This is a genomic window from Pseudocolwellia agarivorans (assembly GCF_002000085.1).
In the GTDB taxonomy this organism is placed as follows: Bacteria; Pseudomonadota; Gammaproteobacteria; order Enterobacterales; family Alteromonadaceae; genus Pseudocolwellia; species Pseudocolwellia agarivorans.
Genome location: NZ_MUZU01000001.1, coordinates 1 through 12801, shown reverse-complemented (window position 1 = coordinate 12801; position 12801 = coordinate 1). Strand labels below are relative to the sequence as shown.

The 12801-nt window shown below is 33.4% G+C and carries 11 protein-coding genes; 7 read left to right on the top strand and 4 right to left on the bottom strand.

Annotated features, from left to right (window positions below; all coding sequences use genetic code 11):
- Positions 1-32 precede the first annotated feature (32 nt).
- The 3 genes from B0X80_RS00055 to B0X80_RS00045 form a co-directional block, all read right to left on the bottom strand.
- Positions 33-788 (bottom strand): glycerophosphodiester phosphodiesterase family protein, encoded by a 756-nt coding sequence (locus B0X80_RS00055; protein ID WP_077337825.1) that lies wholly within the window; start codon positions 786-788, stop codon positions 33-35.
- Positions 789-807: 19 nt separating this feature from the next.
- Positions 808-1194, bottom strand: a complete 387-nt coding sequence (locus B0X80_RS00050; protein WP_077337824.1) for a hypothetical protein — start codon at positions 1192-1194, stop codon at positions 808-810.
- A gap of 204 nt (positions 1195-1398) precedes the next feature.
- On the bottom strand, positions 1399-1854 hold the full coding sequence (locus B0X80_RS00045) for a methylglyoxal synthase (RefSeq protein ID WP_077337823.1): 456 nt from the start codon (positions 1852-1854) through the stop codon (positions 1399-1401).
- Between the two features lie 421 nt (positions 1855-2275).
- Here B0X80_RS00045 and B0X80_RS00040 point away from each other — a divergent pair, with 421 nt between their 5' ends.
- From B0X80_RS00040 to B0X80_RS00030, 3 genes are all read left to right on the top strand, one after another.
- Positions 2276-3181: a DMT family transporter gene (locus B0X80_RS00040; protein ID WP_077337822.1), complete on the top strand. Its 906-nt coding sequence runs from the start codon at positions 2276-2278 to the stop codon at positions 3179-3181.
- A 93-nt stretch (positions 3182-3274) separates the two neighbouring features.
- Positions 3275-3715, top strand: a complete 441-nt coding sequence (locus B0X80_RS00035; RefSeq protein ID WP_077337821.1) for a GNAT family N-acetyltransferase — start codon at positions 3275-3277, stop codon at positions 3713-3715.
- 146 nt (positions 3716-3861) lie between these two features.
- Positions 3862-4824 (top strand): hypothetical protein, encoded by a 963-nt coding sequence (locus tag B0X80_RS00030; protein WP_077337820.1) that lies wholly within the window; start codon positions 3862-3864, stop codon positions 4822-4824.
- 205 nt (positions 4825-5029) lie between these two features.
- Here B0X80_RS00030 and B0X80_RS00025 read toward each other — a convergent pair whose 3' ends face one another.
- A complete protein-coding gene (locus tag B0X80_RS00025) occupies positions 5030-5953 on the bottom strand; it encodes an AraC family transcriptional regulator (RefSeq protein WP_077337819.1) in 924 nt (307 codons plus the stop codon).
- Between the two features lie 183 nt (positions 5954-6136).
- On the opposite strand from B0X80_RS00025, the gene B0X80_RS00020 reads away from it, so the two are divergent.
- The 4 genes from B0X80_RS00020 to gmhB all read left to right on the top strand — a co-directional run bounded on the left by B0X80_RS00020 (position 6137) and on the right by gmhB (position 12444).
- Positions 6137-9511 (top strand): methylmalonyl-CoA mutase family protein, encoded by a 3375-nt coding sequence (locus B0X80_RS00020; protein WP_077337818.1) that lies wholly within the window; start codon positions 6137-6139, stop codon positions 9509-9511.
- A 393-nt stretch (positions 9512-9904) separates the two neighbouring features.
- On the top strand, positions 9905-11023 hold the full coding sequence (locus B0X80_RS00015; protein WP_077337817.1) for an enoyl-CoA hydratase/isomerase family protein: 1119 nt from the start codon (positions 9905-9907) through the stop codon (positions 11021-11023).
- Positions 11024-11032: 9 nt separating this feature from the next.
- Entirely contained in the window at positions 11033-11794 is a 762-nt protein-coding gene (locus B0X80_RS00010; protein WP_077337816.1) for an SDR family oxidoreductase, read from the top strand.
- A 113-nt stretch (positions 11795-11907) separates the two neighbouring features.
- Entirely contained in the window at positions 11908-12444 is a 537-nt protein-coding gene (gene gmhB / locus B0X80_RS00005) for a D-glycero-beta-D-manno-heptose 1,7-bisphosphate 7-phosphatase (RefSeq protein WP_077337815.1), read from the top strand.
- Positions 12445-12801 lie beyond the last annotated feature (357 nt).

Here is a 12801-nt window from a genome sequence, read left to right as displayed (position 1 = left end):
TGATTTATGGTTTTTAAAAATACAGCATGTATTTATTTATCTTTTGTTATTGAAATCGCTTTTAATAATGAAGGAGTAAAGGATTCAAATCCGTAAATGCCTTGGTTTATAAGTCTTCTTGCTTGTTCAATATGACTTATTTCGTACACGACCCAAGTTTCTTTTTTAGTAAAAAATTCTTCAGTAGTTGGGATGATATTAATATCAGAAAAAATAATCTCAGGTTTTAAATTCGATAACATTTTTATTGAGTAGTGCTTCCAACTGGGCAAAACATACGCGATAGGTAACGTTGAATTTTTTTTAACGAGTCTTAAAAACCGATAAGAAAACCCGATAATAACGACCTGTTTTATAATTGGCTTTAGCGTGTTGATAATTGTTTTATATACATACTGGTACGAAAAATAGCAAAAATTAATATTTTTCACTTCTACATACAAGGTTACGTTTGGGGATTGTTGAATGAGCGAAACCACTTGAGAGAGCATAGGAATATAGTAATCATTATTTAATACTGTTGTTTTTTTACGAGGCGTTAAAGGTTGCTTATTAATGTGTGAAAAGCTAACTTTGGACATACAAGTATCTAAATTTAGCATTGCTTTTAGGTTGTTATCGTGAAAAACGACAGGTAGGCCTTCTTGAGTAAGTTGAACATCAATTTCAATATGTTCTATGCCATTATTGATAGCCGTTTTAATGCTGTCTAATGTGTTTTCTATATGGTGTTCACAATCGCCGCGATGAGCAACCCAGTGAACTTTAGATAAGTTATCGAGCATCATATAATTGTTACGTATGTTATTAAATATTATTGAGTTCTTTGTTAAGCCAATCTATACCCGTTTGCCAGCCAAGCTCTAAACCTGAAAACATTTTTAAATTAAAGTTATCTACTTCTCGGGTTGTTAAAATGCTATGGGTCGATTTTTTACTTATGTCGTTATAGTATACGACGGCCATCGCTTTTAGTCCCTCTAGTGAACCTATGGTAAGTTTAGCCTCAAAGGTGTAACTGTAATGATTGACTCTATTAATTAATAAACCAAAATCACCTTTAAAGTGCTCAGTTAGAAATTGCTCGTATTCATCAACCATTTCAAGCGTTATTACGACATTATTATTAATAATAATTTCGGCAATATTCTCAGATAGAATGTTAATAAATCCAAAGCTTAAAACTTTTTTCATTAGGGAGCTTATTATCAGTGCATGAGTGTTGGTTATTTTGCTAAGTATATAACATATTTTTTACTGGGTAGACGATATGTGTCGATTGCTATTCAAGCTGTTGAATTTTAAAGTTAAATAAGTTTAATTAAATGGTGGGATAAGAGCTAAACAATACCAAGTAGGTAAATTAACTTCATTGATATTGCTTAGGCGATTTTATTATTACGTTCTACTATTTATGTAATTTTCATAGTCAGGAATTTTTTTCTCGTATTCTGTATCAAACAAAGTTGAGTTAATCAAAAAGTCAGCAGAGGCTTGATTACAAGCAACAGGAATATTCCATACAGCGGCAAGTCTTAGAAGCGCTTTTACATCAGGATCATGGGGTTGTGCTTCTAATGGATCCCAAAAGAAAATAAGCATATCTATTTTTTGTTCAGTAATAAGTGCGCCTATTTGTTGGTCACCACCTAATGGACCACTAATCAGTTTATTAATGGTTAAGTTTGTATTTTTACCTAATAATGTGCCCGTAGTACCTGTGGCATATAGTTTGTGTGCTGCAAGCTTAGATTCAAACTTTTGACACCATAAAAGCAAATCTTTTTTCATATTGTCGTGAGCAACGAGAGATATAGATTTTTTTTGAGAAGATGTAACCGTTGTGTATAACATGGATAAACTCGTATTTTCGTTATTATTACAGGTATCTTTAAATAATAACGGCGTAAAGTAAACACTAGATCGTGAGTAATTGACTTTGTTTTTAATGATTAAAATTTTATTTTTAAACTGTTTTATAAGTTGACTTATCTTTTAACAATCGCGACTATGTAAAAGTTATTATTAACTTATTAAATATAAAGAACGATAAAATATGTTTAACCTTCTCATTACAGTATTAAATCCTATTCTTAACCGTGTGGTCTTTGCGGCCAAACGCTGGATGTTTTTTTCTGTGGTGAATTGATAATAAAGTAACTCATTATTTTAAAGCCGCAGAACAAAAATTCTGCGGCTTTTGTCTTTTTATAAGTAAAGTTTGCAGGATTTCTCGGCATCATTCATACCGTTAGGTATAACAAGGAGATAGATTATGTCGGTACCAGCTGCTTATTTTGCTGTTGTATTAATTTGGTCAACCACACCGTTAGGGATTACTTGGAGTAGCGAAACAGTTAACCCAACACTGGCGGTACTAGCTCGTATGGTTATTGCTGTTGTGCTTGGCTGGTTAATTTTAAAAGTAAGTAAAATAGAGCTTCCTCTAAACCGACAAGCATTTAAATTATATGGTTATTCAACCATTGGCATTTTTGGTGGTATGTCGTTTGCCTATGTTGCAGCCCAGTATATTTCTTCGGGGTTAATATCTTTGATTTTTGGTTTGGCGCCTATTCTTTCAGGCATTTTAGCTCAAAAAATATTAAACGAACCTAAGTTTAGTAAAACCAAAAAGTTTGCATTGTTATTTGCCATGGTCGGTTTAGCTATAGTTTGTTACGACAAGGTTTTTGCACAAACAGGCGCTTTATCTTCTGATAGTTATTTAGGCATAGCTGCGGTTTTATGTGCTGTTTTCTTTTTTAGTATCAGTGGTGTATTGGTAAAGAGTGTTGATATAAAAATAAATGCGTTAGCTTCAACTGTGGGCTCATTAGTGTTTTCAATCCCATTTTTTGTTGCAGTATGGTTGGTTTTTGATGGAACTTTACCAGTAGATGAGTGGGAAACTAAATCGTTATTAGCTATTTTATACTTAGGCGTATTTGGTTCTTTAATCGGTTTTATTGCTTATTATTATGTATTACAAAAATTAGATGCGAGTACGGTAGCGTTAATAACTATGATAACGCCTGTTATTGCCATATGTTTTGGCGCATTACTTAATAATGAAACAGTTACCGACAATTTAATTATCGGAGCTTCGTTTGTTATGGGCGGTTTAGCTTTATATCAATGGGGCGGGAGAAAACGCACTAAGGTTACGGTTCCAACTTAGTTGTTAATCTCGCTATTATTCTATTTATAAAACGCTTATTCTTACTATTTAATACTTAATTTAATGGTAAGAATAAGCGAGGTTCACATTTAAATGAAGTTGTCTGTTGGTTTTAGGCGTGCGGTAAGTACTGATATTGATTTTTTATTATTGTTAAGAAAATCAACAATGACAGAGCATTTGAATAATGCGGGTTTTAATTTTTCTGAGCAAGATCATATTAACCGTATTAATGAGTTTTTTAATGACTCATTTATTATTACTAATCATCAACAAAATATAGGCTTAATTAAATTAGGCGTGTTTTCAAACCGTATTCATATTCGACAATTTCAAATACTTCCTGTATTTCACCGAAAGGGTATTGGCAGTTACGTTTTAAATGTGGTGAAAAAAAAGGCGAGAGAAAACCAATTGCCTATTACGTTAAATGTATTATTTGATAACCCCGCAAAAGATTTATACATAAGGCATGGTTTTTATGTTGAAGAGCAATCAACACTTGAATATAAAATGAGGTGGGAGGAAATTTAGCTCTCGAGGCAGTTGTTTTTTCGTGATTATGATGAACACATTATCTTTGTGACAAGATTGTTCTATTTATAACATCATAAAAAGTATTTCCTTAACAAATAAGGTAGGTGCTGCTTTACTTTTTAAATGTTTATTAAAGGTATTATATGTTTTTTGAAGGTTCAGAAAAAAGAGTAGAAATTATAATTAATAATCCTAAATATTCCCTTATTAACAATTTAAGTGATGTTTTTTGGAGTGAACTAATTGATTGCAGCCAAGCCAAAATTTTATCCAAAATAGATAATAAGCAATGCAAAGCTTTTATTTTATCTGAATCAAGTTTGTTTGTTTGGCATAATCGTTTTGTAATATTAACTTGTGGTGTTACAGGCTTAGTTAATTCTGTTGAATATTTTGTTCAACAAATGGGGAAACAGTCCATTGGATATTTGACGTATCAACGTAAAAATGAGTATTACTCGAAAGCCCAACCTACTTCTTTTAGTGATGATATTAAAAAACTTAAAACGTATGTTGAAGGAGATGCATTACGTTTAGGCGACATGGATAGTAATCATGTATATTTATTTCATAAAAAAGAGGGGATTCAGCATAAACATTTTAATAAATCTTATGAGTTTTTTGCTTATCAAATAAGCGATAAAGCTTCTAATGAGTTAACTCGTCGTAATTTAAAAAATACGGAAATACGAAAGTTTCTGAGACTTGATTATTTATTGGAAGGATTTGATATAGATGATCATGTATTTGAACCTTATGGATATTCAATTAATGCAATAAAAGCAGATGAATATATTACTATTCATGTAACCCCTCAAGCTGAAAGTAGCTATGTAAGCATAGAATCTAATGTGAATTTAAGTTATTTAATTCCTAGTATATTAAATGTACTGCAACCTCAAACTTTTGATTTATTATGTTTTAATGATGATGTTTTTGATTATGAATTATCAGGAGAGGCTGATAAAAAATATTCACGCTTTAAATCAGTTTCCCGCAGATTAAATAATGGAATGTTTGTATGTTATTCAAACTATGTCTATATTCAAGCTAAAAATGTTAAAGTGATCGAATGTAATGTGATTGAACTATATCCAGTATCATAAATATTGCTTTTATCAATTTATCGACATGACCTTTTTTGCTCGCTTTGAACACCATAAAATACATCTATTAATATGAGTCATGTTAACAGCTTTTGAAAGTTTTTCTGGCACTTAATTAAGTTTTATAAACTGGAATTTTACTTGGTGATAGTGTTATATAGTATAAATCTAGATGGATTTTTTAAGATTTTGATTAAAAATAAATTTATTGATGTCTAGACTCTCTATATTGTTTAGGTGACATGCCAATAACTTTTTTGAATAGTCGGGAGAAATAATATGGATCACTATAACCCAATTCCCCACCTATTATTTTAATTGTTTTTTCCGTGTTATCTAATTGGAAACATGCCCTTTGAATTTTCATATTAATAAAATGTTGTATAGGTGAACTATCGGTAAGTTCTTTAAATTTTTTTAGAAAATGAAATTTAGATAACTGACTGTGATGGGCTAAGGCATCTAAACTAAGCTCTTGATGTAAATTATTCTGCATTAGCGTTTCTACATCATTTAAATTAAAAGAGGAATTATTGTTAAAAGACGTAAGTCTTAATTGCAGTGCTAAAAAGCTTAATGATTGTTGTAAAACATGAACGGCATGAATAACGTTAGTGGCGGTATATCCTCTGCTGCCTAACTCAAGTAATTCATCAAAATCGTTAGATATATTAGTTAATGCGCCAACATGAGCTACACCATCATCCATCTTCATTAATAATCTTTGCGCAAAGTAATCAGCTAAACAGCCATCAAAGTTAATCCAAAACAATGCGTTTTTATGTGCTATTTTTATGTTTTTTTTATTTTCTATTTGTAATTTATATTCAAATGCTTCATTTGGAGAAATAACCACAAGATCACCACGTTTTAACTTTCTTACTTTGTTTTTATAATGCAATACTCCATGATCGGTTAATGAATAAATAAGCCAATGGCTGCTGGTTCGCTTTTGCTGTATTTGATAAAAGTTATTTTGAGATTTTCCAAGGGATATGGGGTACATGCCCTCTGTTAATGGGTGTACTTTCAGTTTATCTAATAAAAATATAGGAATAATTAGCCTAATATCATTCAAGTTTTTTTTTAGTTCAACCTTCCTTTGTTTGCCAATAAGCGCGTTACTCATTTTATATTGCCTATTTGAAAGTAATAGCAATATAGTCCATCAAAATAACAATAAAATCAATTTTAGCTCCTTATTTAGTATGTTTAAATTTTATTATCAAAATAAAAATAGCAATAACGTACTAATTTTAGGCTTTGCTTTACGCATTGTGCATCTTTCAGCTAAATAGGGTGAGATATTTAAATGAATACCGAACGATACCAATTAAAAAATAAGATAAGAATTGTAACAGCGGCTTCATTATTTGATGGGCACGATGCAGCAATTAATATTATGCGTCGAATTTTACAATCAAGTGGTGCTGAAGTTATTCATTTAGGACATGATCGTAGCGTTGAAGAAGTGGTAAATACCGCAATACAAGAAGATGCTAATGCTATTGCTATGACCTCATACCAAGGTGGTCATAATGAATACTTTAAATATATGTACGACCTATTAAAAGAACGTGGCTGTGAACATATAAGAATCGTTGGCGGTGGTGGTGGTGTAATATTGCCTGACGAAATAAAAATGCTACAAGATTACGGAATTACTCGTATTTATTCTCCTGATGATGGCCGTGAACTTGGCCTTTTAGGTATGATTGATGACATGCTTGAGCGCTGCGACTTTAAAACAGGCATGAATGTTAAAAAAGATGATGTAGCAAATTTAAAGAAAAACGATAAACAAGCAATTGCTCGTTTAATTTCAGCCGCAGAAAATGCACCAGAAGAAAATAAAGCGGTTTTAGACAAAATTCGTAAAATAGCGGCGACAGGCACTACACCAGTTTTAGGTATTACTGGCACGGGTGGAGCAGGTAAATCATCATTAGTTGATGAACTTATTCGTCGATTTTTAATGGCAACTCATGATAGTAAAATTGCGATTGTATCGGTTGACCCGTCAAAGCGTAAAACGGGTGGTGCTTTGTTAGGTGACCGTATTCGTATGAATGCGGTTAACAACGATCGTGTTTATATGCGCTCGTTAGCGACTCGTCAATCAAACCTTGCATTATCTGTTTATGTAAACGATACATTAGAGATCCTGAAAGCGACAGATTTTGATTTAATCATTTTAGAAACTTCAGGTATTGGTCAATCAGATACTGAAATTGAAGAACATTCAGATGTTTCTTTATATGTTATGACTCCTGAATACGGTGCAGCAACGCAGTTAGAAAAAATAGACATGCTTGATTTTGCTGACATCATCGCATTAAATAAATTTGATAAACGTGGTGCTTTAGACGCTCTTCGCGATGTAAAGAAACAATATAAACGTAACCGTGGCATGTTTGAAGCCGGCGATGAGGAGGTTCCTGTTTATGGCACTATAGCATCGCAGTTTAATGACCGTGGTATGACTGAACTTTATAATGCGGTAATTACCGCTTTAAATGATAAAGCAGGGTTAGTTGTTGGTGATATCTTGCCAATTGAAGGCACATTAGCTAATAAAAGTAGTGTTATTCCGGGTAACCGTATTCGTTATTTATCTGAAATATCAGAAAACAATCGTAGTTATGACGCTTGGGTAGAAAAACAATCACAAGTTGCGCAAAAGCTTTACGGTATTCATAAAGCGATTGAAACAGCAAAAGAAACAGAGGTTTCTGAGCAGTTAGTTATGCAACTTGAAACTTTATATAGAAAAGTCGAATTAGATCTTGATCCAAAAAACAAACTGTTACTTGAAGAGTGGCAAACTAAAGTTCAACGTTATAAAGACCCTGAGTTCAAATTTAAAGTACGCGATAAAGAATTATCAATTCAAACTCATTCTAAATCACTATCTAATTCTGACATTCCTAAAATCAGTATGCCTAAGTACCAAGGGTGGGGCGACATCCTAAAATGGATCTTACAAGAAAACGTACCGGGTGAATTTCCATACACTGCGGGTTTATTTCCATTCAAACGTGAAGGTGAAGATCCAACACGTATGTTCGCAGGGGAAGGTGGTCCAGAAAGAACTAACCGTCGCTTTCATTATGTATCAAAAGGTATGCCGGCAAAACGTTTATCAACCGCATTTGATTCTGTAACTTTGTACGGTAATGATCCTGCTATACGCCCAGATATTTACGGTAAAATAGGTAACGCTGGGGTTTCAATTTGTTGTCTTGATGATGCAAAAAAACTGTATTCAGGTTTTGATTTAGCCCATGCAATGACTTCCGTTTCAATGACCATAAATGGTCCAGCACCTATGCTGTTAGGCTTTTTCTTAAATGCGGCAATCGATCAACAGTGTGAGCGTTATATTACTGAGCAAGGCTTAGAAAAAGAAACTCAAGCGTTAATTAAAAAAATATATAAAGACAAGGGCTGCGAACGCCCAAGTTACCAAGGTGATTTACCCGAAGGTAATAATGGCTTAGGTTTAATGTTGTTAGGTGTTACGGGTGACCAAGTATTGCCTCCTGCTATTTATCAAGAAATAAAAGCAAAAACCTTAACCTTAGTACGAGGAACCGTACAAGCCGATATTCTTAAAGAAGATCAAGCGCAAAATACCTGTATTTTCTCAACAGAATTTGCACTACGTTTAATGGGGGATGTGCAAGAATACTTTATTGAAAAAGGCGTTCGTAACTTCTACTCAGTGTCTATTTCTGGTTATCATATTGCAGAAGCTGGCGCTAACCCGATAACACAATTAGCATTAACGTTAGCCAACGGCTTTACCTTTGTTGAATACTACTTAAGCCGCGGTATGGATATTAACGAATTTGGTCCTAACTTATCATTCTTCTTCTCTAACGGTATTGACCCAGAATACGCAGTAATTGGTCGTGTAGCTCGTCGTATTTGGTCAAAAGCCATGAAAAATAAATATGGCGCTAATCCTCGTGCGCAAATGTTAAAGTATCATATTCAAACATCAGGCCGTTCATTACATGCGCAAGAAATTGATTTCAACGATATTCGTACTACATTACAGGCGTTATATGCAATAAATGATAACTGTAATTCATTACATACCAATGCTTATGATGAAGCTATCACAACCCCAACGGAAGATAGTGTTCGTCGCGCTATGGCTATTCAATTGATTATTAACCGTGAATTAGGACTATCGAAAAATGAGAATCCAATTCAAGGTGCTTTTATTATTGAAGAACTTACAGACTTAGTTGAAGAAGCGGTATTAACTGAATTTGATCGCATTAACGAGCGTGGTGGTGTACTAGGCGCAATGGAAACCATGTACCAACGTGGAAAAATTCAAGAAGAAAGCTTACATTACGAACACTTAAAGCATTCAGGTGAATACCCGATTATTGGAGTAAATACCTTCTTAAGTTCTAAAGGTTCACCAACAGTGGTACCTGATGAAGTTATTCGTGCAACCGAAGAAGAAAAGAATTATCAAATTGAAATGTTAGCAACACTACAAAAAGCCAATAAAGACCAAGCGCAAATATTGTTGAAAAAACTGCAAGCTGCGGCTATTAATCATGAAAATATTTTCGAGTTAATGATGGATGCGTGTAAAGTTTGTTCGTTAGGGCAAATAGTAAACTCCTTATTTGAAGCTGGCGGTCAATACCGTAGAAATATGTAGTTAATATTCGGTAAATAAATAGCTCAAACCATTAGGGTCTGTTGACCTTTTAGGTATGTTTTTGCAGCAGTCTGTTTGATTTTTATACGAGGCATAGTGATTGATGTGTGGTCGTTCCACATAAAATCACTATAACGATGTAGAAATATCAAACAGGCGCTGCCCAAGGGTACATTTAAAAGCGATTTATTCTTCGTTGCCTACATGGATGTAGGTACTTAGATTATGCAGGAGCATATAATCTGTAAACCTTTTTTACATAGATGACTATGTGACAAAATGTTTGCCTTGACTAAAACGCTTTTAAATTGAACAAAAATCATACTCGAAAGATCAACAGGCCCTATAGTTAAGGTAATAGATTTGGGGCTATTAATAAAAGAGAATGAATAAATGAATTCAGTTATTTTTAAAGAGTTAACTTGTCGTCATAATCAAAAAATAGGCATTGCTGAGCTTAATAATCCTAAAGCTTTAAATGCCCTAAATCTTGATATGATCAGATTATTGCATACACAGTTAAAATCTTGGCAGAATGATAAGGATGTTAGTGCCGTTTTATTACAAAGTACTAGCGAAAAAGCATTCTGTGCGGGCGGCGATATTGTAAGCTTATATAACGATATAAAAATAGGCCAACATAACAAAGCACCTTTAGATGATAAAAAGTTAACGCAAAGTTTATCATCAGATTTTTTTAAAGAAGAATATGCCTTAGATTTATATATTCACGAATATTCAAAACCCATTATTGTTTGGGGTAATGGTTTTGTTATCGGTGGTGGATTAGGTCTATTTGCTGGTGCTAGCCATAGAGTCGTTACTGAAAATACACTAATGGCGATGCCTGAAGTTGCTATAGGCTTATACCCTGAAGTTGGTGCAAGCTGGTTTTTAAACAAAATGCCTCATAAAATAGGTGAGTTCTTGGCAATTACTGGAGCTTTTTTTAATGCCGCTGATGCACATTATTTAGGATTATCTAACTTCTCAATTAAACATAACTATAAAGAAGAAGTCATTGACGTTTTATGTAAAATTGACTGGTCAGAAGGTGAAGACTCTTATAACCTAGTAGATAAGGTACTAAACACTTTTGACAAGTTGTCTACTGCTGAAATTCCTCAATCATTAATTAAACCTAATCAAGCTGTGATTGCTGATTTAATGAATCTTAATAATATAAACGATATTGCAACTAGCTTAAGTAATACTCAATATAACAATAAATGGCTACAAGAAGCTCAAGTTAAATTTAATAACGCGAGTGCATTAAGTTCTGCTATTGCATACCAACAACTACAACGCACAAAAACATATTCTAAGGCTCAATGCTTTGAAGCTGAACTGAACTTATCTCGACGATGTTGTCAGCATAAAGAATTAGAAGAAGGTATAAGAGCTCAATTGATTGATAAAGACAAAAATCCTCAATGGACATATAAACATTGTAAAGAGATAGAACCCGAAGTGATGACGTGGTTCTTTTCCCCAATTAATAGTACAGATTAAGGAATTTACATGAATTTACAAGATAAAGTTATCGTTATAACCGGTGGCGGACAAGGATTAGGCCGTTCAATGGCTGTATATTTAGCAACTTACGGTGCGAAGTTAGCTTTAATAGATTTAAACGAAGAGTTATTAGTTGAAACCGTCAAGTTAGTTGAAAAGGCAGGTTCAACAGCAAAATACTATTTAGCTAACGTAACCTCTGAATCTGAAGTCGAAAATACTTTTACTCAAATTAATACCGATTTTAATGGTTTTGATGGCTTAATTAATAATGCAGGAATATTACGCGACGGTATGTTTGTAAAAGCTAAAGATGGAGTTGTTGCTAAGAAAATGTCTTTAGATCAATTTCAGTCTGTTATTGATGTAAACCTTACCGGTGTGTTTTTATGTGGTCGTGAAGCCACTGTACACATGATTGAGCAAAAGCGTAAAGGCGTTATTATTAATATGTCGTCTATCGCTCGTGGTGGAAACATGGGGCAAACTAACTATGCAGCATCTAAAGCTGGCGTAGTGGCAATGACAATAACATGGGCAAGAGAACTTGGCAGACATGGTATTCGTGTAGGAGCAATCGCACCAGGCGTTATTCGTACAGCAATGACAGATGCAATGAAGCCTGAAATGCGTGACCGTCTAGAAAAAATGAAACCAGTAGGGCGCCTAGGCGAAGCTGATGAAATAGCCCATACCGTGAAATACATTTTTGAAAATGAATTCTTTACCGGTAGAGTTGTTGAGATTGATGGTGGTCTTTGTATGTAATTATCCTTATAGGTTAATGAATGCAGTAACGAAAGAAAAGATGAGTTTTACTCGTCTTTTTTGTTATTTAAAGGTTAAATAGCCATAAGTTAATATTTACTAAATATATTTATATGAAAAAAGCATTATTTTTAGACCGAGATGGCATCATTAATGTTGATCACGGATATGTATATCAAATTGAAGAATTTGAATTTATGCCAAAGATCTTTGATTTATGTAAGCTAGCTGTTGAAAAAGGTTATCTTATTATTGTTATTACTAATCAATCAGGGATTGGACGAGGTAAATATACAGAGTTAGACTTTGAAAAACTAACAAAGTGGATGAATGAACAATTCTTTATTAATAGCATTTATATAACGGACGTTTTTTATTGTCCCCATCATCCAGAAAAAGCGATAGGTCATTACTTAAAAACTTGTGATTGTAGAAAACCTGCTCCAGGTTTAATTAATCAAGCTGTAAATAAATATCAAATAGATGTAACTCAAAGTATATTTATTGGTGATAAGCAGTCAGATATCGAGGCTGCAACGTCTGCAGGAATACAAAAGAAAGTTTTATTTTCTCATGTTCATTCACAAAGTCAGAAGTTAGATACCATTTACACTGACGACTTGGATAAAATAAGAACGATTTTTGTATGATTTGTTTGTTAATCAAACAACTTTAAATTAATTTAAAGTTTTTTCAAAATAAGTGTTGACGTGACCTCAAAAATCTCTAAAATGCGCTCCACTTCTTCAGGGAAACCCAGAGAAGGTAAGTATAGGAAATACTTAGTTCACTGAATAAGGACAGCGAAGTGGCGGTTTTGATAGGTTTAGTCAGGCTTAATTGGTCGATTAAACAAAAGATAACTTTTAAAATCTTTTAAAATCTTTTAAAAAGAATTTCAAAAAGAATTTCAAAAAGTTGTTGACATCAAAACTGAGACGCGTAGAATGCGCATCTCGCTTCAGGCAAGGCCTGCAGCACAAGAGCTTAACGAATGCGATTAACCT

What these genes read in the sequence shown, in the direction of transcription:
- B0X80_RS00020 (WP_077337818.1), top strand. Translation starts at nt 6,137, where the DNA reads ATGAATACCGAACGATACCAATTAAAAAATAAGATAAGAATTGTAACA.
- B0X80_RS00030 (WP_077337820.1), top strand. Translation starts at nt 3,862, where the DNA reads ATGTTTTTTGAAGGTTCAGAAAAAAGAGTAGAAATTATAATTAATAAT.
- gmhB (WP_077337815.1), top strand. Translation starts at nt 11,908, where the DNA reads ATGAAAAAAGCATTATTTTTAGACCGAGATGGCATCATTAATGTTGAT.
- B0X80_RS00040 (WP_077337822.1), top strand. Translation starts at nt 2,276, where the DNA reads ATGTCGGTACCAGCTGCTTATTTTGCTGTTGTATTAATTTGGTCAACC.
- B0X80_RS00015 (WP_077337817.1), top strand. Translation starts at nt 9,905, where the DNA reads ATGAATTCAGTTATTTTTAAAGAGTTAACTTGTCGTCATAATCAAAAA.
- B0X80_RS00050 (WP_077337824.1), bottom strand. Translation starts at nt 1,194, where the DNA reads ATGAAAAAAGTTTTAAGCTTTGGATTTATTAACATTCTATCTGAGAAT.
- B0X80_RS00055 (WP_077337825.1), bottom strand. Translation starts at nt 788, where the DNA reads ATGATGCTCGATAACTTATCTAAAGTTCACTGGGTTGCTCATCGCGGC.
- B0X80_RS00045 (WP_077337823.1), bottom strand. Translation starts at nt 1,854, where the DNA reads ATGTTATACACAACGGTTACATCTTCTCAAAAAAAATCTATATCTCTC.
- B0X80_RS00010 (WP_077337816.1), top strand. Translation starts at nt 11,033, where the DNA reads ATGAATTTACAAGATAAAGTTATCGTTATAACCGGTGGCGGACAAGGA.
- B0X80_RS00025 (WP_077337819.1), bottom strand. Translation starts at nt 5,953, where the DNA reads ATGAGTAACGCGCTTATTGGCAAACAAAGGAAGGTTGAACTAAAAAAA.
- B0X80_RS00035 (WP_077337821.1), top strand. Translation starts at nt 3,275, where the DNA reads ATGAAGTTGTCTGTTGGTTTTAGGCGTGCGGTAAGTACTGATATTGAT.